At 72.1% G+C, this 22,375-nt stretch carries 19 protein-coding genes; 8 read left to right on the top strand and 11 right to left on the bottom strand.

Annotation, left to right across the window (positions count from 1 at the left end):
• The first annotated feature begins 493 nt into the window (after positions 1-493).
• Positions 494-2,566: a PQQ-dependent sugar dehydrogenase gene (locus GA0070619_RS15975; RefSeq protein ID WP_088948814.1), complete on the top strand. Its 2,073-nt coding sequence runs from the start codon at positions 494-496 to the stop codon at positions 2,564-2,566.
• Positions 2,567-2,643: 77 nt separating this feature from the next.
• On the opposite strand, the gene helR is transcribed toward GA0070619_RS15975, so the two are convergent.
• From helR to GA0070619_RS15955, 4 genes are all read right to left on the bottom strand, one after another.
• Positions 2,644-4,785 (bottom strand): RNA polymerase recycling motor ATPase HelR, encoded by a 2,142-nt coding sequence (gene helR / locus GA0070619_RS15970; protein WP_197699537.1) that lies wholly within the window; start codon positions 4,783-4,785, stop codon positions 2,644-2,646.
• A gap of 141 nt (positions 4,786-4,926) precedes the next feature.
• Complete coding sequence (locus GA0070619_RS15965) at positions 4,927-5,307, bottom strand: YccF domain-containing protein (RefSeq protein WP_197699536.1); 381 nt, start codon at positions 5,305-5,307, stop codon at positions 4,927-4,929.
• Between the two features lie 74 nt (positions 5,308-5,381).
• Positions 5,382-5,978: an STAS domain-containing protein gene (locus tag GA0070619_RS15960; RefSeq protein WP_088948811.1), complete on the bottom strand. Its 597-nt coding sequence runs from the start codon at positions 5,976-5,978 to the stop codon at positions 5,382-5,384.
• Positions 5,975-6,343 carry an STAS domain-containing protein gene (locus GA0070619_RS15955; RefSeq protein ID WP_088948810.1) on the bottom strand — a complete coding sequence of 123 codons (369 nt, stop codon included), beginning with the start codon at positions 6,341-6,343 and terminating at the stop codon, positions 5,975-5,977. Before GA0070619_RS15955 ends, GA0070619_RS15960 begins: the two co-directional genes overlap by 4 nt.
• Positions 6,344-6,495: 152 nt before the next feature.
• Between GA0070619_RS15955 and GA0070619_RS15950 the strand changes: the two genes are divergently transcribed.
• The 4 genes from GA0070619_RS15950 to GA0070619_RS15935 all read left to right on the top strand — a co-directional run bounded on the left by GA0070619_RS15950 (position 6,496) and on the right by GA0070619_RS15935 (position 9,808).
• Positions 6,496-7,185: a response regulator transcription factor gene (locus tag GA0070619_RS15950; RefSeq protein WP_088948809.1), complete on the top strand. Its 690-nt coding sequence runs from the start codon at positions 6,496-6,498 to the stop codon at positions 7,183-7,185.
• On the top strand, positions 7,182-8,537 hold the full coding sequence (locus tag GA0070619_RS15945; RefSeq protein WP_088948808.1) for a sensor histidine kinase: 1,356 nt from the start codon (positions 7,182-7,184) through the stop codon (positions 8,535-8,537). Before GA0070619_RS15950 ends, GA0070619_RS15945 begins: the two co-directional genes overlap by 4 nt.
• Positions 8,534-9,097, top strand: a complete 564-nt coding sequence (locus GA0070619_RS15940) for a GerMN domain-containing protein (RefSeq protein WP_088948807.1) — start codon at positions 8,534-8,536, stop codon at positions 9,095-9,097. Before GA0070619_RS15945 ends, GA0070619_RS15940 begins: the two co-directional genes overlap by 4 nt.
• 123 nt (positions 9,098-9,220) lie before the next feature.
• On the top strand, positions 9,221-9,808 hold the full coding sequence (locus GA0070619_RS15935; protein WP_157744014.1) for a hypothetical protein: 588 nt from the start codon (positions 9,221-9,223) through the stop codon (positions 9,806-9,808).
• Between the two features lie 10 nt (positions 9,809-9,818).
• On the opposite strand, the gene GA0070619_RS15930 is transcribed toward GA0070619_RS15935, so the two are convergent.
• The 6 genes from GA0070619_RS15930 to GA0070619_RS15905 all read right to left on the bottom strand — a co-directional run bounded on the left by GA0070619_RS15930 (position 9,819) and on the right by GA0070619_RS15905 (position 17,233).
• The gene (locus GA0070619_RS15930) at positions 9,819-10,559 is read right to left on the bottom strand and encodes a cellulose binding domain-containing protein (protein ID WP_157744013.1); all 741 of its coding nucleotides are present in this window, start codon (positions 10,557-10,559) and stop codon (positions 9,819-9,821) included.
• A 74-nt stretch (positions 10,560-10,633) separates the two neighbouring features.
• Entirely contained in the window at positions 10,634-11,014 is a 381-nt protein-coding gene (locus tag GA0070619_RS15925; RefSeq protein WP_088948804.1) for a DUF742 domain-containing protein, read from the bottom strand.
• The gene (locus GA0070619_RS15920; protein ID WP_088948803.1) at positions 10,992-11,441 is read right to left on the bottom strand and encodes a roadblock/LC7 domain-containing protein; all 450 of its coding nucleotides are present in this window, start codon (positions 11,439-11,441) and stop codon (positions 10,992-10,994) included. Before GA0070619_RS15920 ends, GA0070619_RS15925 begins: the two co-directional genes overlap by 23 nt.
• A complete protein-coding gene (locus tag GA0070619_RS15915; RefSeq protein ID WP_088948802.1) occupies positions 11,438-13,354 on the bottom strand; it encodes a nitrate- and nitrite sensing domain-containing protein in 1,917 nt (638 codons plus the stop codon). Before GA0070619_RS15915 ends, GA0070619_RS15920 begins: the two co-directional genes overlap by 4 nt.
• Positions 13,355-13,397: 43 nt before the next feature.
• Positions 13,398-15,962, bottom strand: a complete 2,565-nt coding sequence (locus GA0070619_RS15910; RefSeq protein WP_197699535.1) for a helix-turn-helix transcriptional regulator — start codon at positions 15,960-15,962, stop codon at positions 13,398-13,400.
• A gap of 5 nt (positions 15,963-15,967) precedes the next feature.
• The gene (locus GA0070619_RS15905; protein ID WP_088948801.1) at positions 15,968-17,233 is read right to left on the bottom strand and encodes an Hsp70 family protein; all 1,266 of its coding nucleotides are present in this window, start codon (positions 17,231-17,233) and stop codon (positions 15,968-15,970) included.
• A gap of 297 nt (positions 17,234-17,530) precedes the next feature.
• On the opposite strand from GA0070619_RS15905, the gene GA0070619_RS15900 reads away from it, so the two are divergent.
• The 3 genes from GA0070619_RS15900 to GA0070619_RS15890 all read left to right on the top strand — a co-directional run bounded on the left by GA0070619_RS15900 (position 17,531) and on the right by GA0070619_RS15890 (position 21,844).
• Positions 17,531-18,415, top strand: coding sequence for an IniB N-terminal domain-containing protein (locus GA0070619_RS15900; protein WP_088948800.1), 885 nt, complete (start codon positions 17,531-17,533; stop codon positions 18,413-18,415).
• A gap of 115 nt (positions 18,416-18,530) precedes the next feature.
• Positions 18,531-20,387 (top strand): dynamin family protein, encoded by a 1,857-nt coding sequence (locus tag GA0070619_RS15895; RefSeq protein WP_088948799.1) that lies wholly within the window; start codon positions 18,531-18,533, stop codon positions 20,385-20,387.
• Positions 20,384-21,844: a P-loop NTPase family protein gene (locus GA0070619_RS15890; RefSeq protein WP_088948798.1), complete on the top strand. Its 1,461-nt coding sequence runs from the start codon at positions 20,384-20,386 to the stop codon at positions 21,842-21,844. Before GA0070619_RS15895 ends, GA0070619_RS15890 begins: the two co-directional genes overlap by 4 nt.
• A 79-nt stretch (positions 21,845-21,923) precedes the next feature.
• Here the strand turns inward: GA0070619_RS15890 and GA0070619_RS15885 are convergent, their stop codons facing one another.
• Positions 21,924-22,226, bottom strand: coding sequence for a DUF1540 domain-containing protein (locus GA0070619_RS15885; RefSeq protein WP_088948797.1), 303 nt, complete (start codon positions 22,224-22,226; stop codon positions 21,924-21,926).
• Positions 22,227-22,375: the final 149 nt, after the last annotated feature.

The raw sequence follows: 22,375 nt of genomic DNA, 5'->3' as shown, positions 1-22,375 counted from the left end.
CCGGGGGCGCCGCTGACAGCCACGCCTGCCTCGGCGCGGCTGTCAGCGGCGGATCACCGCGTTCTGGTACGCCCACACCACGGTCTGCAACCGGTCCCGTACGCCGATCTTGGCCATGGCCCGCCCGGGGTGCCGCTGCCGCGGAGATGCCGGTCCGGGTCGACCGGCACGGCGCCGTCGCCACCGTCACCGGTGTCGGCGTAGCCGTACCCCCGGGTTGTGATGATCCTGCCGTCGCCCACGACGGCGACCGTGGCCCCCGCGATGCCGGTGCGGTCGAGCGCGGCCGGCAGCAGTCCGTCGAGCCAGGCGTTGGTGGAGACGGGGGGCGGCTGAGCGAACCGTACGCCGTTCTGCGGGTTTGCCCCCGATCGAGTGACATCGTTTGACTTGTGCGACGAATGCATCTTCGATAGTCGATGTCTATCGTTGGGTGTGGTCGAGTGCTCGGTCGTCCGGGTGGCCCCGTCCACGCCCTGATCCTGGAGGACGGATGCGAGTCATCGCGCGAACCAAACCACGACGGCGGCTGTTGCCGGCGGTGATGGCGGCGGTGACGCTGCTGACCGTGGCCGTCGGCGTGCCGGCCGCCGCAGCGGCACCGTCGACGGTGGTCGGCGTGGCCAGCGGCCGGTGCCTGGACGTGGTCGGCAACGTGCGGACCGCCGGCGCCGGCATCAACATCTACGACTGCAACGGTCAGGCCAACCAGGCGTGGAGCCTCACCTCCGCCGGTGAGCTGCGGGTCTACAACGAGACGATGTGTCTCGACGTGGTCGGCCAGGACACCACCGCGCCGGCCGCACTGCAGATCAACGGCTGCAACGGTGGTGCCAACCAGCGCTTTCGGATCAACACCAACGGGACCATCGTCGGCGTCCAGTCCGGCCTGTGCCTGGACGTGACCGGCGCGGGCACCGCCAACAGCACCACTGTCGGTCTCTGGACCTGCAACGGGCAGACCAACCAACGGTGGACGACTGCCCTGGGCAGCAGCGACAGCCAGCCGCCCACGGCGCCGGGCAGCCCGCGGGTGAGTGGCCTGACCTGCAACTCGGTGACCTTCGCGTGGAACGCCTCGACGGACAACGTCGCTGTCGCCTTCTACGACGTCTACCACGACGGCCAGCTGATGAAATCGGTGAGCGGCACGACGCTGTCCACCACCCTCACGGTGGTCGCCGGCGCGACCTGGGGCCTGTACGTCAACGCCCGCGACGCCGCCGGCAACGTGTCCCAGGCGAGCACCACGGTCTCGATCACGCCGCCGCCCTGCCAGGCCGACACCCAGCCACCGACCGCGCCACAACAGCTCACCGGCACCGCGTCGGGCACCACCGTGACACTGCGGTGGACCGCGTCGAGCGACAACATCGGGGTCCGGGCGTACGACATCCACCGCGCCGGCGTGAAGGTCGGCACGGTCACCGGCGCGCCGCCGGCGACCACGTTCACCGACAGCGGGCTGGCCGCGAACACCGCGTACCAGTACTACGTGGTGGCGCGGGACGCCCAGGACAACGCCTCCTCGCGCAGCGGCACGACGACAGTGACGACCGGCGCGGCGTGCGGCAACCCGGTGTGCGGGGTGCGCCAGGTCACCACCGACACCGACATCCCGTGGGGGCTGGTGACGCTTCCGGACGGCAACGTGCTCTACAACCGCCGCGACGCGCACGACATCATCCAGCTCAACCCCACCACCGGCGCCAAGACCAACCTGGGCACGGTGCCGAACGTGCAGAGCACCGACGGTGAGGGCGGCCTGCTCGGGCTCGCCATCTCGGCCAGCTACAGCAGCGACCGCTGGTTGTACATCATGCACACCTCGCCCAGCGACAACCGGATCGTGCGGATCAGGTTGGAGAACGGGCGACTCAACACGGCCAGCGAGCAGGTGCTGGTCAGCGGCATCCGGCGCAACAAATACCACGACGGTGGGCGCCTACGGTTCGGCCCGGACGGCAAGTTGTACGCCAGCACGGGTGACGCGCAGAACGGCAACTACGCACAGGACCGGGCGGCCCTCGAAGGCAAGATCCTGCGCCTCAACCCGGACGGCACCGTTCCCTCCGACAACCCGTTCGGCAACTACGTGTGGAGCTACGGCCACCGCAATCCGCAGGGGCTGGCGTTCGACTCGCAGGGCCGGCTGTGGGAGCAGGAGTTCGGCAACTCGGTCATGGATGAGACCAACCTGATCACCCGGGGCGGCAACTACGGCTGGCCGGCGTGCGAGGGCACCAGCGGCACGTGCGGCACCGCCGGGTTCATCGCGCCGGCGCGTACCTATCCCACCGCCGAAGGGTCGTGCTCGGGCATCACGATCGTGCGGGACGCGCTCTACGTGGCCTGCGCGCGTGGTGCCCGAATGTACCGCGCGGTGATCAGCGGCAGCAGTCTGACGAACGTGCAGACGTACTTCAGCGGCACCTACGGTCGGTTGCGGACGGTGGAGCCGGCTCCCGACGGAGGGCTCTGGCTGACCACCACCAACACCGGTGACAAGGACAGCACCCCGAACAACAGCAACGAGCGGATCCTGCACGTCACGCTCGGCAACTAGCGGGACCGCAGCGGTTCATTGAGTGACGTCTCCGCGGGGCCACCACGTGGGTGGCCTCGCGGAGACAGCTCGTGCCGTCAGGAACTCGTCAGGATCACGAGTTGCTGGGTCGCCCGGGTCATCGCGACGTAGCGGTCGACCGCCCCCTCGATGCCCGTGCCGAACGCCTCCGGGTCGACCAGGACGACCAGGTCGAACTCGAGACCCTTGGCCTGCTCCGGGCTCAGCGACCGGACGCGGGACGTCGGTGGGAACGTCGGATCGCCGATCACGCAGGCGGTCCCGTCGGCGTGCTCGCCGAGCCAGGCGTCGAGGATCGCGCCCAGCTCGGCGGCCGATCCGTGGACGACGGGCAGCCCGTTGCTGCGGATGGAGGTCGGCACGTTGGCGTCGGGGAGCACAGCCCGGATGACCGGCTCGGCCTCCGCCATGACCTCCTCCGGGGTCCGGTAGTTGATGCTCAGGGTGGCCAGCGTGATCCGGTCGAGCCCGATGCGCTCCAGGCGTTCCTGCCACGACTCGGTGAACCCGTGCCGGGCCTGGGCGCGGTCCCCGACGATGGTGAAGCTGTGCGACGGGCAGCGGGCCAGCAGCATCTGCCACTCGGCGTCGGTCAGCTCCTGGGCCTCGTCCACGACGATGTGGGCGAACGGGCCGGCCAGCAGATCCGGATCGGCGGCGGGGAGCGCGGACTCGTCGGCCAGGGCGTCGCGCAGGTCCGGCTGGCGCAGCATCGTCAGCAGGCCCTCGCCGTCGTCGTAGGCGTCGGCCGCGAGCAGTTCGTCGACGACCCGGGCCCGGTGCTCGCGTTCGACGGCGGCGGCGGGGTCGTGCCGACGCGGACGCTCCGACGCGTCACCGAGGCGCCGCCGTGCCGCGTCCAGGAGCGGCAGGTCGGACACGGTCCAGGCCCGGGCGTCGTCGCGCTGCAGCTTCCGGACGTCCGCCGGGCTGAGCCAGGGAGCACACGTGCGCAGGTACGCGGGCACCGACCACAGGTCTCCCACGATGTCGGCGGCGTCGAGCAGGGGCCAGGCGCGGTTGACGGTCGCGCGCAGCTCCCTGTTGCGCAGCAGCGACCTGCGGACCACGTCGTCCGGCTCGTCGCCGTCGTACCTGTCCACGAGGATCGTGAGCAACTCCTCCCAGATCTCGTCTCGCGCCTCGTTGTGCGGGGTGCCCGGCCCGGGCGCCTGGAACGCGTCGGCCCAGTCGTCGGCACCCAGCCAGATGTCGGCCTCGTCGGTCGTGACCGTCATCGGTTTGACCGGTGGGTCCTCGTAAAACCTGACCGCGGCGTCGATCGCACCGACCAGCTCCGCGGAGGACTTCAACCGGGCCACGTCCGGATCGGGTTCGACAGTCGCCCCGGCGCCCTCGCCGACGAGGTTCCGCAGGGTGCAGGTCTGCACGTCCTCCTCGCCGAGGCTGGGCAGGACGTCAGCGACATAGGCCAGGTAGGGCTGGTGCGGCCCGACGAAGAGCACGCCACCCCGGCGCTGACCCAGGCGAGGGTCGGAATAGAGCAGGTAGGCGGTGCGGTGCAGCGCGACGACGGTCTTTCCGGTGCCCGGACCGCCGTCCACGACGAGCGCCCCGGCCGATCCCGCTCGGATGATGGCGTCCTGGTCGGCCTGGATGGTGCTGAGCACGTCCCGCATCCGGGTCGACCGGGCGCTGCCGAGGCTGGCGATGAACGCGGACTGGTCGTCGAGCGCGACGGCGTGCCCCACGAACCCGTCCGGGGTGAAGACCTCATCCCAGTAGTCGCTGATCCGACCGCGCGTCCACCGGTACCGGCGACGGCTCGACAGACCCATCGGGTTGGCGTGGGTCGCGCCGAAGAACGGCTCGGCGGCGGGCGAGCGCCAGTCGAGCAGCAACCGCCGACCCTCGCTGTCTGTGAGGCCGCGACGTCCGACGTACACGGGCTCGGGGTTGTCCGCACCGACCACGTGGCCGAGACACAGGTCCAGACCGTAACGACTCAGCGCACGCAGGCGGCCGGTCAGCCGACGGATCTCCTCGTCCCGGTCCATCGCCTGCCGGCCCTTGCCGCCGGGCGCCCTGCGCTCGGCGGCAAGGCGCTCGGACAGCTCGGCGTTCAGCTGATCAAGGCTCTCCGCCATCGTCGCGAAATGCTGCTCGTCGCGGCCGATCAGCGCCGGGTCGGCCTTGGGGGAGAGGTGATCGGAGAGATCGAACACGGAGGTGGGCAAGGAATTCAAATGGGAACTTCCAATTCGGCAGATTCTGGCCTCGGCCGACGATTTTGCGGCACGGACCGGGTCTTGCCGCAAGCCCCCCAGTGCGCTATATGTTAGAAGTGGCAGGGGGCCAGGTGTCCCCATTTTCCAAGCTCAGGGCGTGTCCACGACCTCGCGGCCGAGGGGCCAGAACGCCGCCGGCACGAGCTTGAAGTTGGCGATGCCGAACGGAATCCCGATGATCGTCACGCAGAGGGCGACCCCGGCGACGATGTGGGACAGCGCGAGCCACCAGCCCGCCAGCACCAGCCAGAGGATGTTCGCCAGACCGGAGGCGACGCCCGCGCCGGGCTTCGGCACCAGGGTGCGGCCGAAGGGCCACAGCGAATAGACGGCGAGGCGGAGCGACGCGACCCCGAACGGGATCGTCACGACCAGGACGAAGCAGATCAGTGCGGCGACGCCGTACCCGACCGCCAGCACGATGCCACCGCCGAAGATGAGCCACAGCACGTTCAGTACGAAACGAATCACCACTCCAGCATGAGCGATGCTCGCCACCGGGCCACGCGGCCCTTCCGCCCCTCCTCGCCGGAGCATGCGCGCGGTCAGCCGGCCACGTGCTGGCGTCGCGTGGCGTCGTCGGACAACTGGCCGACGGCGTCGTCGAGGCTCTCGAAGATCGGGAACGCTCCGTCCAGGCGCATGGTGTGCAGGACGGTGCGGATGAATCGCGACGGCGCGGCGAGGCAGAGCGTGACCCCGCGTTCCCGCGCGTCGCGGTGTGCGCGGACGAGAAGACCGAGCCCGGTCGAGTCGATGATGTGCACACGGCTCAGGTCGACGACCACGTGCCCGCCCACCTCGGCCACGTGCCGCAGTGCCGTGCGCAGCGTGTCGCCGGTGTCGAGGTCGATGTCGCCCGTCGCGGCGATGACGGTGACGTCGTCGAGGTGGTCGATGCCGAGGATGCCTCCGGGACCGTGGTCGTCGCACGAGCCCGGCCCGCGGCGCGGGGGTGGCAGCAGGCTGCAGTGCGGGCAGCGGTGCGGCCCGGTGGCGAACGGAGAGCCGCTCCAGCCGTGCTCTGCCACCAGGGTCCAGACGACCTCGGCGTCGGGTAGCACGCACGCGGTGCCGCGGATGGTCTCGCCACAGGTGTCGCAGATCAGGGTCATCAGGTACTCGTCCGGGACGACGGTCATGCTGGGGTCCTTCCTACGCCCTGGGCTGGCGCGGTCCGCATCGCCCGGCCCGGGCCGGTGACGATCGACAGCACCTGGTCGAGGCGGGCGATGTGCAGGATGCGGCGGACCCGAGGGTTCGGGTTGCGCACGGTGAGGACCGCGTCGGCGCGAGCCAGTCTCCGGTGCAGGTCGAGGAGCAGGCCGATGGCGGCGGCGTCGAGGTGTCGGCAGTCGGAGAGGTCGAGCACGACCTGCGCGGGGCGCAGGCTGAGCAGCCGATCGAACATCGCACCGACCTCCGGTAGGCAGGCCAGGTCGAGTTCGGTGACGCGCACCTCGACCAGCGGCAGTGTGTACCGCGTCGGCATCACCGGCGTTGTCATGGCCGTGCCCCTCTCCGTCAGCCCTTCGGTCCACCACCACCGTTACGGGCGGGGTTGGCGATAGCTGCAAGGCTCTGTGACAGTTGTGTGACAAAACCGCGAGCTGGGCAGCACGGTTGGCCGCTCGGCGGGCCGCCGAGGATGATTCCGGCATGACGGCCGTACTGGTGATCGAGGACGACGACCGCATCCGGCTCGCGCTGCTGCTCGCACTGGAGGACGAGGGCTACGACGCCCTCGGGGCGGCTACCGCGGAGGAGGGCCTGCGCGCCCAGCGTCACCACCCGGCCGACTACGTGCTCGTCGACCTGATGCTCCCCGGCCTCGACGGCTTCGAGTGCATCCGACAACTGCGCCGTGACGACGACGTTCCGATCGTGGTCGTCAGCGCCCGGGACGGAACCGACGACATCGTGGCCGCTCTCGAAGCCGGCGCCGACGACTACGTCGTCAAACCCGTGGCGATCAGGGAGCTGACCGCCCGACTGCGAGCCCTGCGTCGGCGCGCCCGACCGCTGGCGGCGGCGTCGACGCCGGATCCGGTGCCGGCCGTGGCCTTCGGAGAGTTGGAGATCAGTCCGGAGGCGGGGGAGGTGCGCCGCGCCGGTCAGCAGGTCACCGTCACCCGCACCGAGTTCCGCCTGCTCTGCGAGCTGGCCGAGCACGCCGGCCGGGTGCTGTCCCGTCAGCAGCTGCTGCAACGGGTCTGGGGGTACGACAGCGGGGACGAACGGCTGGTCGACGTGCACGTCGGCCGACTGCGGCAGAAGATCGAGCCGGACCCGGCGAACCCCCGGCACCTGGTGACCCTGCGGGGTCTGGGCTACAAGCTGCAACGATGAGACGCCTCGGACTGCGTACCCGGGTGGCAGCCGCGTTCGCGGTCGGCGCGCTCCTGCTCTCCGCGTCGATGGCCCTGGTCTCCTACGAACTGACCCGGCAGTCCCTGCTCGACGACCGGGAACGCATCGCACTACGGGCCGCCTACTTCGACGCCGCGGTGGTGCACGCCGGGCTCGACACGGACAGTCCGGACGTGGTGGAGGTGCTCCGGTCGCTGGACACCGGCGGGAGCCGGCGGCCGGTGCTGCACCTCAACGGCGAGTGGTACGCGCGCACAGCGGACCCGGACACCACCGCCGCCATCCCCGCCGAGTTGCGTCGAATCGTCGCCGCCGGGGAGCCGGCGGTGCAGCGCGTACGCGTCGCCGGGCAACCCGCCCTGGTGGTGGGGGTGCCGCTGTCCTCGTCGGCGGCATATTTCGAGGTCAACTCGATGCGTGAGTTGGAGCAGACGTTCCAGGTCCTGGCGCTGGCGTTGACCACCGTCGCGGTGCTGGTCGCCGGGTCCGGTGCCGCCCTCGGGTGGTACGCCACCCGACACGGACTACGGCCGCTGACGGCGGTCGCCGACGCTGCCCAGAAGATCGCCGCCGGTGACTTCACCGCCCGGCTGGACCCGGCCACCGACCCCGACCTGACCCGCCTCTCCTCCTCGTTCAACCAGATGGTCGACCAGCTCGCCCGCCGCATCGAACGGGACCGCCGCTTCGCCGCCGACGTCAGCCACGAACTGCGCTCACCGCTGCAGACCCTCGCCGCGGCGGCCAGCGTCCTGGCCCGTCGTCGGGAACACCAGGACGACCGGACGGCGACTGCCGCCGGGCTCGTCGCCGACGAGATCGACCGTTTCCAGCGACTGGTCAACGACCTGATCGACCTGGCTCGCAGCGACCAGCCCGCACACCGTGCCACGGTGGACGTGGTGGAGCTGGCCGAAGAGGCCTGCCACGCGTACGACCTGCCGGTCAGCCTCGTCCACCTGGCACCGGACGTCCCCCCGACCTGGCACGTCGAGCGGCGGCGGATCGCCCAGGTCCTGGCGAACCTGCTCGACAACGCCGTGACCTACGGCGCCGGCCCCGCAGCCGTCCGCCTCTGCCGCGACGGTGACACCGGCGTCATCGAGGTCGACGACGATGGCCCGGGCGTGCCCGTGGAGGATCGTGAGGCGATCTTCGACCGTTTCGTTCGGGGTCGGGCCGCCCACACCCGTGGCGCAGGTGACGGCACGGGGCTCGGGCTCGCGCTGGTGGCCCAGCACGCCGCAGCGCACGAGGGGCACGCCACCGTCGTCGACCGCCCCGGGGGCGGCGCACGCTTCCGGGTCGCGCTTCCGGGCAGCCTGCCGTGAACCGACGCCGTCTCGCCCCGTTGGCACTCGTCCTGCTGTTGACCGGTTGCGGCATCCCCACCGACGACGGCCCCCGAACGGTGCAGCCACCGCGTGGGCCGTTCCACAGCTCCGTTCCCGCCGACGCCACCGCACCGGCCGGCCACGTCGTCGAAACCCTCTGCCTCGTACGCGACAACTGGATCATCCCCGTGGTCCGGCGCGTCGACAGTGTGCCGAGCATGGCTGACCAACTGCGGCATCTGCTCGCCGGACCCACCGGGGAGGAACGTGACAGCGACCTGACCAGCGCGCTGCCGGGAGCGGTCAACGCCGCTGGTGTGACGGTGACCGGCACGCAGGCTCTCGTCGCGGTGGACGCGCCGGCCGTCGACGCCGGCCGCAGCGACGAGGTCCTCGCCTTCGGGCAGATCGTCTGCACCCTGACCAGCCGCGACGACGTCACCACAGTGGCCTTCCTGCGCGACGGCAGACCGCTCGGTGTGCCCCGGGCCGACGGTTCGCTGTCCGCCGACCCGCTCACCCGCGCCGCCTACGCCCCACTGATCAAGGAGCAGTGAGCCCGTTCACACCGCCGGCGGCACCGAGGGTCTGCTCAGTGGAAGACCTGAGACGAAGTCCAGGGCCGGGCAGGGGAGCTTCCCGGAGGTCGGGTGGGTGTCGCCGGCCAGATGATGGCTGGCATGAAACGCGCTGCGCTCTTCGTGATCGCCGGACCGGTCGGCATCGCGGCCTACGGCCTCGTACGCCTGTGGGGTAGGTCCGACGGGGTGTACGGCCCCGGGTTCGACTGGCAGGCCGCGCATCTCGTCGGCCTCGCGGGCATGGTGTGCTTCGTCCCGGCCGTGCTCGCCCTGGCCGGCCTGCTGCCCCGCAGCCCATGGCGTACCGGGGTGGTGGCCCTGACCATGGTCGGGCTGGCCGCGACCATGGTGCAGTTCGGCGCCGACATCGTCGAAGGGCTCCTGGCCGCGGACCGTGCGGAGATGTCGGCCCTCGGCGCGGACTTCAAGGACATCCCCGGTGTCGAGGTGGCCTTCTACGACGTCGTACCCCAGTTCTTCTTCCTCGGCCTGGTCGTGCTCGCCGGCATGCTCGTGGTCAGACGGCGGCTGCCGTGGTGGAGCGTTCCGCTGCTGGTCGTCGGCATCGTGGCGCCGGCGGTAACGCTCAACCTGCTCCCCATCGGCGGCCTGTGCATCCTGGCGGCGTTGGCGCCCGCGCTTCCGGCTGTCGCCGGAACGCCGGGTGTACCGCACTCGACCCGCTGACTCGACCCGGTCAGTGCGGCAGGCCGGTGCAGGCGGCCCCGTCGATGGCGCAGGCCTCGGGGGCGGCACCCGCCGGTGAACCGTTGACGCGAAACGTCACCTGGACCGAGGTGCTGCCGGGCACCTGACCGGCGCTTCCGTCCGGCACGAACGTCCACACCGCACCGTCCCGGCTGACCCGCGCGCCCTCGACCGCGCTGACCCGCAGCGACTCCCGGGGCAGGGTGACGGTCAGCGTCCACTGCGGCACCGGCACCGACCCCGGGTTGCTGATCGTCACGGCCGCACCGTAACTGAGCAGGGCGTTGTCCGCGATGGCGAAGTCGGCGTTCAGGGGAGTCGGGGTGGGCGAGGCCGTCGCACCGGTCGGTGTGGGCCGGGTCGACGCACCTGCGGTCGTCGGGACGGCGGTGGCCGACGCGGGCGGTGGGGGAGCGGGCGCCGCCGGGCTGCTGGCCGCCGGCCGTGCCTGCGCCCGGGGAGTGCCGGTCGGTGGAGTGCCCACCTGCTCGACGGACGGTGGCGCGTCGAGGGTCACCGGCGTCAGCTTCTCCGGCGTACGCAGCAACCCGATGACGGAGACGGCCGTCGCGACCAGCACCCCGAACGCCGCGATCACGGCCACCCAGGTGGCCCGCGAGACGTCGTCCCGTCCGGTGAGCACCCGCCGCGCGGTCGTGCCGAAGGCCACGATCCGGTCCAGCAGGATGATCGCCACGGTACGGCGTGGCTGGGGTGGTGTTGCCGGCACTGCCTGTCTCCCCTTCAGTTCGTCGCCGGATGCGCGCCCGCGATCCGTGCGGGTCGCGGATGGCATCTGCCCTGTCACAGGGCGCGGAGCCCGACGAGTATCGCCTTGAGCAGATCCTCGTTCGGCACCTCCGACAGCATCGGCGGGTCATGCGCCTCGATCAGCCCGGCCGTGAGCAGGTCACCGAGCAACACCCGGACCGTCCCCAGTGGAAGGTCCAGCTCGGCACCCACCTCGGCCACCGACACCGGATCGTGGCACAGCTCGACGATCCGCGCCTGTTCGGGAAAGAGCGGTGTGGGCGGCGTGACCCCCCGGCGAGCGACGACCAGTGAGATCAGGTCGAACTTGTCGCCCGTGGGCGCGGTGCGCCCCCCGGTCATCGTGTACGGCCGGGCCACCGGGCCAGCGTCGTCGTCGTACCACGCCTCGTCAGCGCTGCCGGTGCTGCGCACCAGGATCCCCGATCGTCGCCGAGGAGGCGGGCCCGAGACGGATCGGCAGGTGCCGCTCGGCCTGCCCGACGAAGAGCGCCACCTCGTACGCCATGTCGCCGACCTTGACGTCGTCACCGGCGATCCGCACGGTGAGGATGGTGCCGTTCGGAATGGTGGCGACGAACAGGAACGCTCGCGCCATCTGCACCACGACCTGACGCAGACCGCCCCCTTCGCAGATCCGCGTGGCGGCCAGCCCCAACGCGATCAGACCGGCGACCACGCCGGAGAGCTGCTCGGCGAGCTCGCCCTTGACCTGTTGGGAACCGCCGAGGAACAGCCCGTCGGGGGAGAGCACCACGGCGAACTCCGCGCCGTGCACTCGGTCGACCAGGCGGTCCAGGGCGCCGGTCAGGTCGTCGTCGGTGACCACTGCGGACGTCATGGGTGTCTCCTTGTTGCTCTAGCGACCGGGAACTCGACGGTGTCGAGGCTGGTCCTGCCGGGTTCCGGGCCGGTCGGCCCGGTGTGGCGTGTCCGCGTCGGCAGCTCGCCGTCGCCGTTCGGGCCGGAGGGGTCGGCGGCGTCGCGGGCCGGCGGGTGGGGGATGCCGGGTGGCGCCGTGGCCGCGCCACGGCCGGTGACGTTCGGTGTGACCAGCCCGGCCGGTAGGAGCACGGTGGCGGCGGTCCCACCGCGCCGGCTGGGGCGCAACGAGACCTGTGCGCCGCATCGGCAGGCCAGCACGGCGGCCGCGTACAGACCCGCGGAACCCGGGGGCGGGCCGTCCGGTGGCGGGTTGCCGAGCAGGTGGTTCGCCTCGGCCAGCGCGGACGCGTCCAGACCCGGCCCGTCGTCGACGACCAGGACCGCGCAACCCTGCGGTCGGTGCTCGCCCCTGACCCGTACGGTGGTGTCCGCAGCGGAGAAGGCGAGGGCGTTCTCGATCAGCTCCGACAGCAGGTGGACGACGTCCGTGACGGCGTTGCCCGCGAGCGACCAGGGCCAGTGCGGCGCGATCAGGACCCGGTGGTAGTCCGGCACCTCGGCGACCGCGCCGCGCGTCACGTCGAGCAGCGGCACGGGCCGTCGCCAGCGGCGGGCGGGCCTCGCGCCGGCGAGCGTGATCAGCTTCTCCACGTTGCGTCGGATCCGGGTGGTGAGATGGTCGAGCTGGAACAGCTCGTTTGTCTCCTCGGCGGACCGCTCCCGGCGTTGCATCCCGTCCAGCAGGCCGAGCTGATCGCGCAGCAGGACCTGGTTGCGTCGGGTGAGCCGCAGGAACAACTCCTGGTTGGCGCCGTCGGGCGTCGCCGTGGCATCAGCGGCCGGAGCGTCGTGGTTCGAACCGGTCCGGTCCTCGGTCAGGCGTCGGACGGTGCTCACCCAACCCAGCAGGAGCACGAGCACGATGATGAGGCCGAGCCCCACCACGGCGCCGGTACGCGCGACGACCGCCGCGGCGCCCGGCGCGGCCCGCTCGGCACTGCTGCGGGCGGTGGTCGTCACCAGCGTCTGCAGTGCGCCCAGGGCGGCGTCAGCCGCGGCCCGCCAGGCCTGGACGGTGATCCCGGTCAGCGCCGTGTCGGCTGCGAGCAGTCGGGCCTCCAGGGCGAGCAGACCCGCGAAGTCGGGGCCGGTCACGAGGCGCTGGTGCTCAGTGCGGCCGTCCACGGGCAGCCCTGCCGCCGCCTCGGTGCGCGCGTACCGCTGGCCGCCGACGAGTTCGATCAGCCGGCTCCGCTCGTCGGCACCGAGCCGAGCGCCGGTCAGGGCCGCGCTGACCAGTGTGTCCTCCCGGGCGAGCAGCTCCCGGGCACGGGCAAGCGCGATCACCGCCCGGGTGTCGGCGGCCAGAGCGCTCTCGTACGCGCCCCACTCCGGGCCGTACACCCGGAAGGCGACGTCGACGACCTGGTCGTACGCGTCGACGGCCTCGGTCAGGTCGAGACTCCCGGCGTCCACCTGGGACCGGATCGTGCCCAGGCCGTCGAGCCGGCGGACCAGCTCGCCTGCCCGGTCGCGGACGTCACCGGCGCTGAGCAGTCGAAGGTCACGGCCCTCGGTGAACGCGCGGACCTCGGCGGCGGCCCGGTCGGTGCCCTCGCGTGCCGCGACCAACGGGGGCGCCGTCGGCGCGGCTGCGGCGACCCGCTCGGCGGTGAGCCGACGTTCGGCCTGCAGGCCCAGGATCAGCCGGTCGGCGGGCTGGCCCAGGGTGTCCGCCAGGGCCCGCACGCGCAGCAGGTCGGCCGCGTCCTGGCCGGCCACGTAGGCGGCGTAGGACCAGAGCGAGACGAGGACGGCGCACAGCACGACCAGCCTGACCCGGATCAGTCGCACCTCGTCGCGCGTCACGGTCGGCCCCGCCCGGCGCGGAGGCGTCCGCCGCGTGGGTGCCTCATCGGGTCGTCCGCTGTGGCCACGGCTGTCCGGCCGTGTCGCTGGCCCGGTCGGCGACGATGGTGCGCAGCAGGGCCAGCAGCTCGGTGCGGTTGGCGCAGTTGAGTCGGTGGCGCATCCGCGCCACGTGGTGTTCCACCGTCTTCGCCGAGATGAAGAGCCGGTCGCCGATCTCCCGGTAGGTCAACCCGGCCAGCACCAGCTCGGCGACCTCGTACTCGCGGTCGCTGAGCCCCTGCTGGGTGGGGCCGGCCGCGCGCGCTGGGCTCGCGCCGGTCGTCGGTGTCTGCCCGCCGTGGCCGCCGGGTGGCCGCCCCTGGAGCGCGCGGGCGCACTCCAGCAGGGTGGTCATCGCCCGCCGGTCCGCGGTGCGGATCGCGGCCTGACCGGCGAGGCGAGCACCGTCCCAGCACAGTCCGGTGTCGTGCAGCCCTCGGGCGGCGGCCTCCACCCGGGTCGGGTCGACGACGCCCCGCAACACCTCCACCCAGCTCTCCGCGGCGGCGGCGACCACGGCGGCGTACCGGCTGTGACCGGCGGCGGCGAGCAGCGCGGCGACGTGTTCGTCGGCGACTGCCGGCTCGGCGGTCAGGATGGCGGCGTGCAGCCCGCTCCAGTGCAGCGGAACACTCCACAGTGGTGGGTCGCCGAGGCGGCCCAGCAGGGCGCGTCCCTGGAGCAGGTACGGCTCCAGGCGGGCCAGGTCACCGAGCCGTGCGCCCGCGATGGCCAGCTCACCCAGCGGCAACAGCGTGAACAGGTCGACGGGGTGCCGGACCACCGCCTCCAGCGCCTGCCCCCATCCGCGCTTGAGCGCGCCGAGGTCGCTGTTGCGCCGGCTGACGCCCATCCGGATCGCGGCGGCGAAGAGCAGGTCGCGCGACTCCAACGGCCGCCCGTCGAGAGTCACCGTGGCGAGACGTTCGGCCGCGGCGTGCGTCTCGCCCCGGACCATCAGGATCCAGGCCTGCAACAGCCGGTGTCGACGAGCCATCAGGGGGCCGCCGACACCGGCGGCCAGGGCCCGGTGCAGCACCTGCTCGGCGATCTCCAGCTCGCCGCAGTGCACTGCCGTCAGCGCGGCGAGCGCCGCCGGGCTGTCCGGTAGGAGTGCCGCGCGTCCGTCCGGCTCCAGCAGCGCGGCGGCCTGCACGAGCGCGGAGAGCGCGGCGGTCGGTGAGCCGGTCACGCTGTCGCGGACGCCGGTGGCCATCAGCCGGGCGGCGCTGGCGCGCAGGGTCGGGGGTTCGCCGCCGGGATCACCGGCCGGCGGATCGGCGGCGGCGCTCAGGTCGCCGGTGGCGAACCCGCCGACGGTGGCGAACGCCAGCGCTGACGCGCTGCCCGACCACCGGTACAGCTCCACGCTGCGACCGACGTGCCCACGGTGCGCCAGGGCGGTCGCGGCCACCACTGCCGCCTCGCGGCGATCGGGGGGAGTGGCCGTGGACAGCAGTCGGTCCGCCAGCCGTAGGGCGTCGTCGAGGTGGCCGGCCAGTGCGGCGGCGAGCGCCTGCTCGGCGCTTGCTGGCCTTCCGGCCGCCGTGGCGGCCGCGAACAGGTCGGCGGCGAACGCCGGCTCGTCGGCCAGAGCCTCGTTCGCCGCCGCGGCCAGGGTCGGGACCGGGCAGTCGCCGAGCGCGCCGACCGCGAGCAGGGACCGGACCAACGGCAGCACCGCGCCACCCCTGGCGAGCTGCAACTCGGTGAGCCGACGCCAGACCGCCGTCCGCTCGGTGGTGGCGCTCAGCGTCGTGACGGCCCGCCGGACGATCGGTGCGAGCCGGCCGTCGGCACCGAGCAGCCCGGCCGCCCTGGTCGTGGCGATCAGATCGTCCACCGCCGCCGGCTCCCGGCCCAGGAGGGCGCCGAGCATGCTCACCGGCAGCGTCCCGCCCGCCGCGACGGCGAGCAGCAGCCGTCGTACCGCGTCGGGTTGGACGTCCAGGTCCGGCCCGAACTCGCCGACGACGGACCGGGGTGGGTCGACCACCGCGCCGGTCGGGGTCTCCGCGGCGGCCAGGCCGCGGGCCAGCCGCTCGACATCCCGGGGTACGCCGCAGGTCTGCGTGTGGACGAAGTCGACCAGGTCGTCTCGGCTGCCCAGCTCGGGTGTGGAGGCGAGGTAGGCGGCGGTCTGCTCCCGGGTGAACGGCGTGAGGAGCAGGGCCTGCCCGTCGCGTCGGAGCGCGTCGACCAGCTCGCTGAGCGCCGCCGACCGGGGCCACGGGCGGTGGGCGACCACCAGTCGGTGCCGACGGGTGGCGGCCAGACCCTGCAGCACTTCGATCCGTGCGTCGTCGAGCAGGTGCGCGTCGTCGACCAGCACCAGGGTGTCGGCGTCGACCGGTTCGCCCGGCTCCGGGGCGGTCGTGCGCACGGTGATCCCGGCCCGTTGATGGACTCGCGCCAGCTCCGTGAGCAGCGCGGTCTTCCCGTGACCGCCCGGGCCGGCGATGCCGACGCTGAGCGGGCCGGTCGGGTCCTGTCCGACAGTGTCCAGCAGGACCTGCGGCCCCCGGTCCAGCGTCAGCCCGGTCTCGGCGATGTCATTCATGATCATTGGGGTCATCCTTCGCGTCCCCGGCTGCGGGCCAAGGCCAGGCGGGACGGTTTCGGCAGGTCCAGTGGGAGGACCCGGACCGGGGGCCGCGGTGGCGGATCGCCCGGGACGGTGGTGTCGTGGTGGGGGCGGCGGGTAGCCGGGACGGAGGCCCGACCGGCACCGCTGACCGGGGATGGATCGCGGGCCGGTGGCTGTCGGCGGGGGCGCGGCGACACCACCTGGCACGCGGCCATCGCCGCACCGGTGGCGGCGGTCAACTGGGAGTCCGGTTCCACCTCGACGGGGACCGGGAGGGCCGCGCTGATCAGCTCGGTGACGAGTGGCACGCGGGTCGACCCGCCCGCCAGCAGGACACCGTCGAGCTGCCCCGGCGTCAGGTTGGCGCTGCGCACGGCCCGCAGCAGGAGGTCGACGGTGACCTGCACCGTCGGGCGGATCATGTCCTCGAACTGGGCCCGGGTCACCGGTATCCGCGCCGGGCCGCCCGGCAGGGCCAGCACCACGTCGGCCGTCAGGTCGACGGTCAGCACCCGCTTGACCCGGTCACACTCCGCGCGCAGCCCGCGCAGCGCGGCCTGGGTGCCGCGGCGTGCGCTGGTGGCCAACTCCCGGGCCAGCGCGGTACGGGTGTGGTCGGCCAGCGCCTCGTCGAAGTCGGCCCCGCCGATCGGGTCCAGGCCCTGTGGGGTGCCGAACGTCTCGTAGGTGCCGCGCGGGGTGCGACGCACGAGAGCCGCCTCGAAGCTGTTGCCCCCCAGGGCGTAGACGACAGCGGTGCTGCCCGCGAACCCGCGGGCCGCGTGGCTCTCGGCGACCGTGACCGTGCGCGGAAGCAACGTCACGTTGCGCAGGCCGAAGCCGGACAGCGCCCGGTGCAGCACCTCTCGTCGGTAGGGGCGCCACCCCGCCGGGTGGCTGAGCACTATCGCCTCTGCCGGGCCGCCCTCCAGGGCGTGGACCCGCTCGACCACCCACGCCGCCAGTTCGGCGGTGAGCGTCTGCGGCGCGCACGTTTCGCCGCCGAGCAGCAGGGGTACGTCATCGCCGATCCGGTGCACGAAGTCGCGTGTGGTGCGGCTGCCGTCGTCGGTGGCGGGCTCGCCAACGTGCAGCGAGCCGTCCTCGGACAGGCACAGCACCGATGGCACGAGAGCGGAACCGACCTGCAGCGGGACGGGCTCGGGGCGGGTCCAGGTCGTGCCGTGCGACCGTGCGACCGCGGCGGCGGTGTTGGTGCTTCCGATGTCTATCCCCAGGACGTACGGCATCGTCTCTTCTCCCCCCGTGAGTTGGCCGGCCGATGGCGATGGCGTCGGTGCTGCCGACGACCCACCCCCGGCGAACCCCGCGGGCTCCTACGTTCGTACCAGAGATCAGTCCCTGGTCGGGACCCTAATCTCGCCGGGTCGGTTTCCCCCTGTCCCCCTAACGTACGAGGCGGCGGAGCCCCTAGTTCAACCGGCCCGGATGCGGGCTGAGCCCCGATGCCCGGGGGTGGGCTGGGCAATAGCGTCACTGTCGATGTACGACACCCGCCGACGGCCAGATCCGAGGAGAACCGGCACATGGACTCGCACCAGACCCTCCACGACTTCGTGCTCGACCTGTTGACGAACCCCGACGCGCGGTCGGCCTTCGACCTCGACCCCGAGGGTGCGCTGCGGGCCGCAGGGCTCAGCGACATCACCGCGGCGGACGTGCAGGACGTGGTGCCGCTGGTGGTCGACTACGCGCCGGGGCAGGGCCTCACCCCACTGGTGCCGGCCGTCGGGCAGCTCGGGTTCGACCCGCTGGTCACCGACACCACCGACGTGGTGGGCCAGTTGCAGAGCGTGGCGCAGCAGATCAGCGTCACGAGTTCTCCCACCGGCGTGGACATCAAGGCCGGCGTGCTCGGCGCCATCGCAGTCGACCCGTCGGCTGCCGCCGCCGGGATCACCGTGCTGCCGGGGATCGGCCTGGGCGTCGGTCCGTACGGGTTGGACAGCGACCTGGCTGGTGTCTCCGACGTGGCGCACACCCTCGACGCCGACGTGGTGCAGCCAGTGGACGCCATCGCGGACCCGGTTCTGGGGAACGTCACCGGCGTGGCCGGCGATCCGAGCGGTCTCCTCGGCGCAACCGACCCGGGCCTGCTCGGCGGCGACCTGACCGGCGGTGCCCTCTCCGGCACCCACGGTCAGCTCAACGGTGTCGTGGGTTCCCTCGGTGTCGACGACACCCTGGGCGGGCTGGGTCTGGGCCACGCGGGCGGCGCTGTCGGTGGCGTCGTCCCGCCGCTCGACGTTCCGTCCACTGTGGGCGGTGTGACGCACCAGGTGGACAGCCTCCTTCCCGGTGTCACCGGCGCGGTCGGCGATGTGACCGGGGGCGCCACCGATGGTGTGCTGGGCGACTCGCACGCCTCGCCGGACCACGGCCTGCTGGGTATCACCGGCGGCCTGCTCTGACAGGGATCTCCGGTAGGAGCGGGAGGCCGGGTCGCTTCGGGCGATCCGGCCCTCTCCGGTTCCACATCCGGTCCCTCTTGATAATTGAGCCGAAATCCGCACACTTGGTGCGGTGATGGCCGGGATCTGGTTGGACGTGCTGGACGAGATCGCCCGTACGTGCAGTGCTCATGGTCGTGGTGACCTGCTCCAGACGGTGCGGCAGAAGCGTGCCCAACTGCTGGACCCGACGCTTCGGGTCCTGGTCATCGGTGAGCCGAACCAGGGCAAGAGTCAGCTGATCAACGCGATCATCAACGCCCCCGCCTGCCCGGTGGGCGACGGCCGCACGACAGTCCTGCCGACCGTGGTGCAGCACGCCGAAGCCCCGTCCGCCGCAGTGGCTCAGGCGCCGCCACCAGCCACGGGTCGTCCCGCCGGCGGCGCCGCCACGGTGACCGTGGAGCGGACTCCGGTGGCGCTCAACCAGGTCGCCGCGGGCGTGGCCGGCATGATCGGGCGTCGGGCGGGCGGCGGTCCGGCGTACGTCGAGATCGGGGTGCCGCGTGCCCTGCTCGGCGCCGGGCTGGTGCTGGTGGACACTCCGGGCACCGACGAGGTCGCCGGTGTCGGCGGTGCCGCCCCGGTCGCGGCTCCCGCCCGCGCGGACACCGTGCTGCTGGTCTCGGACTCCACCCGGGAGTTGTCGGTCGCCGAGCTGAACATGTTGCTGCACGTGATGCGCGCGCACCCGAACGTGGTCGTGGTGCAGAGCAAGACCGATCTGGTGGCCGACTGGCGTGCGGTCGCCGAGCGCAACCGGCAGCATCTCGTCGAGGCCGGCGTCCCGGCGGCGCTGATCCCGGTCTCGGCGACGCTACGGCTGCGCGCCGCCGCGTCCGACGACCGTGATCTCAACGCCGAGTCCGGCTTTCCCGCGCTGATCGCCCGACTACAGCGGGACCTGGCCGGCAAGTCCGACCACCTGGCCCGGGCGTCGGTGCAGGCGGTGGCGCGGACGGTGGTGGAGCAGCTGGCCGCACCGCTGCGCGCCGAGCTGGCGACCCAGGAGGCCGAGGAGCAGTCCGGGCCGATCTCCCGCCTGCACGCCGCCCAGCGCGAGGTCGACGAGCTGCGTCGCTGCTCAACCCGTTGGCAGAACACGCTCAACGACGAGATCGCCGACCTGCTCTCCGACATCGAGTACGACCTTCGGGACCGGACCCGGCAGATCCTGCGCACGGTGGACGAGGCGTTCGACACCGCCGATCCGCTGGACGCCTGGGACACCTTTCAGGACTGGTTGGAGCGGAGCCTGGTCGAGGCGGCGGAGGCCAACCACGAGTGGCTGATCCAGCGCTGCGACTGGATCGCCCGCCGGGTGGCCGCCAACTTCAACCGGTACGGCTACGACGTCCTGCCACCCTGGTCCATGTCCATGCCGGACGACATCGCCCGGCGACTGCCGGAGTTGCAACGGCCGACGATCGACAGGTTCACCACCGGCCAGAAGCTGTTCACCGGCATGAAGGGCTCGTACGGCGGCATGTTGATGTTCGGCCTGGCGACCACCCTGGCCGGAATGCCGATGATCAACCCGGTCTCGGTCGGCATCGGGGCGCTCTTCGGCGGCAAGAGCATCCGCGACGAGAGCAAGCAGTTGCTCCGACGCCGCCAGGCGACCGTCAAGACCGCGATCCAGCGCCACGTCGACGACTTCTTCGTCCGGATCACCCGGGACTGCCGGGACGCCGTCCGGCAGGTGCAGCGGATGCTGCGTGACCACTTCACGGGGCTGACCGAGGAGCTTCAGGAGGCCATCGTGCAGTCGTTCCGCAGCGCGAAGCAGGAGGCCGACACCGACGCCTCCCTGCGCGAGCAGCGGCAGCGCGAGATCCGGTTGAAGATGACCCGGTTGGCCGCGCTCTACGAGCAGGCCCAGCAGTTGACCGTTACGCGTTCGGCCCCGCTGCTGTTGGAGCCGCAGACATGACAGTGGGCCTGCGCCTGGACGAGGCGGCCTGGGGGTTGCTGCACCAGGCCATCGACCTCTATCAGGGCAACCCCCGGGCCGTGGGGCAGTTGCGCAATCAGGTGGCCCGGTTGGAGCAACCGCTGCGCATCGCTGTCGCCGGGCCGTGGCGGTCCGGCAAGTCGACGGTGCTCAACGCGCTGATGGGCGAGGAGGTCGCGCCGGTCGAGAGGGCCGACGGTGTGTTCACCTGGTACGAGGACGGCCCTGCCCCGCGTGCCACCGCCTACCCGGCCGGTCAGCCCCCGCAGGAGCTGACGGTGGTCAAGTCGGCGACCGGGTTGCGGGTGGATCTCGGCTGGGACACCGGGGACGTACGCGACATCGTGGTGCAGTGGCCGACGCGCGCGCTCCGGCAGGTCACGCTGATCGACACCCCGGCGCTCCCGGGCGACGTCGAGCAGGGCCGGATGCCGTTGGTGGAGCGGGTGCTGCGGGACTCGGACGCGGTGTTGTACCTGACCCGTGACGGTCGCGACAGTGATCTGCGGATGCTGGAGGCGGGCCGGGACGGCGCCATCGGGCAGGCCGCCCCGATCAACGTGATCATGGTGTTGTCCCGGGCGGACGAGACCGGGGGAGGTCGGATCGACGGTCTGCTCAGCGCGCGTCAGCTCGCCCGGCGGCACTACCGCGATCCGCGGGTGAGCGCAGTCAGCGTGAACGTGGTGGCGTGCAGCGGGATGCTCGGCCTGGCGGGCCGGATGCTCGGCGAATCGGACTTCGCGGCGCTCGCGACGCTGGCCTCGGTGCCCCGGGCGAAGTTGGACGCTCACCTGATCTCCGCCGAGCGCTTCCTCCGTGGCGAGCTGCCGGTACGGCTGGAGACCGAGGTGCGCGGCGCGCTGCTGGACCGGTTCGGGATCTTCGGTGTCCGGCTGGCGGCCACCCTGGTCCGCAGTGGCTTCGACAGTCGGGTGAAGCTCTCCGCCGAACTCATCCGGCGCAGTGGCCTCACCGAGCTGCGGGAGTCGGTGACCCGTTGTTTCATCGATCGCCGCGACACGCTCAAGGCCCGGTCCGCGCTGGCCGCGGTGGAGACGCTGCTGCGGGCCGAGCCCACCCGGGGTTCCGACGAGCTGGTTGGCGCGGTCGAGCAGATCCTCGCCGGTGCGCACGAGTTCCGGGAGCTGCGCCTGCTGGTGGCCCTGCGCAACACCCGGCTCGGGTTCGACGTGGAGCTGGCCGACGAGGCGCAGCGACTGGTCGGGGGCAACGGGGTGGGCCTCGCCGCCCGGCTCGGTGTCGAGCACGAGGCGACCGCGCAGCGGCTCTGGGAGGTCGCCGCCGACGCGCAGTGGCGGTGGCGGGACCGGGCCGAGGACCTGCTGCTTCCGCTGGCGCAGCGGCGCGGAGCCCAGGTCGTCGCCCGCAGTTGCGAGGGAATGATCGCCGAGCTGGTCGCGGGCGGTCGCTGAGAGCGGCGGTCGTACCTGGCGTGATCTGAGACGCGATGGGGGCGGCCGTCTCGGCCGCCTCCATCGGTGCCCGCAGGGCTCAGCGCGGTTGGTATGTCTGGCAGTCGGCGATGTCCTGCCCCGGGCCGACCCGAATGGACGGTGCGTGGCACTCCAACTCGGCGTTGTGTTGGCAGTCGCTGCGCTTGCAGGCGCCGACCTGGGCGATGACCCGGTCCAGCCCGCCCTTGGCCGAGGTGTCGATGAACGTGGCGCAGTTGGCGTTCTCGTGCCCGTTCTCCTGCCCGATGGTGATGGCGAACGCGTGGCAGCCATCGTGGTTGTAGCCGCAGTCGGTGACTGTGCACTCGTGTACCCGCGGCATCTCCAGCATGTCAGTCATCAGCGATCTCGCTTCCGTCGTCGGAGCCGGGCAATCCCAGTACCCAGCTCCGACGGGACAAATCCCCATCAGTAACCTCTTTCGGGGATATTTCGCATAGGCCAGGCTTACCTAACAGCTGTGATCCGATTCGGTCATTCGCCGAACGC

This window comes from Micromonospora zamorensis (assembly GCF_900090275.1).
Taxonomy (GTDB): domain Bacteria; phylum Actinomycetota; class Actinomycetes; order Mycobacteriales; family Micromonosporaceae; genus Micromonospora; species Micromonospora zamorensis.
This window is presented reverse-complemented; position numbering and strand designations above follow the sequence as displayed.

Bases quoted from the DNA above. Each gene is read 5' to 3' on its own strand.
- GA0070619_RS15920 (WP_088948803.1), bottom strand. From the start codon at position 11,441: ATGACGTCCGCAGTGGTCACCGACGACGACCTGACCGGCGCCCTGGAC.
- GA0070619_RS15955 (WP_088948810.1), bottom strand. From the start codon at position 6,343: ATGACAACGCCGGTGATGCCGACGCGGTACACACTGCCGCTGGTCGAG.
- GA0070619_RS15910 (WP_197699535.1), bottom strand. From the start codon at position 15,962: ATGATCATGAATGACATCGCCGAGACCGGGCTGACGCTGGACCGGGGG.
- GA0070619_RS15890 (WP_088948798.1), top strand. From the start codon at position 20,384: ATGACAGTGGGCCTGCGCCTGGACGAGGCGGCCTGGGGGTTGCTGCAC.
- GA0070619_RS15945 (WP_088948808.1), top strand. From the start codon at position 7,182: ATGAGACGCCTCGGACTGCGTACCCGGGTGGCAGCCGCGTTCGCGGTC.
- GA0070619_RS15950 (WP_088948809.1), top strand. From the start codon at position 6,496: ATGACGGCCGTACTGGTGATCGAGGACGACGACCGCATCCGGCTCGCG.
- GA0070619_RS15895 (WP_088948799.1), top strand. From the start codon at position 18,531: ATGGCCGGGATCTGGTTGGACGTGCTGGACGAGATCGCCCGTACGTGC.
- GA0070619_RS15935 (WP_157744014.1), top strand. From the start codon at position 9,221: ATGAAACGCGCTGCGCTCTTCGTGATCGCCGGACCGGTCGGCATCGCG.
- GA0070619_RS15975 (WP_088948814.1), top strand. From the start codon at position 494: ATGCGAGTCATCGCGCGAACCAAACCACGACGGCGGCTGTTGCCGGCG.
- GA0070619_RS15905 (WP_088948801.1), bottom strand. From the start codon at position 17,233: ATGCCGTACGTCCTGGGGATAGACATCGGAAGCACCAACACCGCCGCC.
- GA0070619_RS15900 (WP_088948800.1), top strand. From the start codon at position 17,531: ATGGACTCGCACCAGACCCTCCACGACTTCGTGCTCGACCTGTTGACG.
- GA0070619_RS15960 (WP_088948811.1), bottom strand. From the start codon at position 5,978: ATGACCGTCGTCCCGGACGAGTACCTGATGACCCTGATCTGCGACACC.
- GA0070619_RS15885 (WP_088948797.1), bottom strand. From the start codon at position 22,226: ATGACTGACATGCTGGAGATGCCGCGGGTACACGAGTGCACAGTCACC.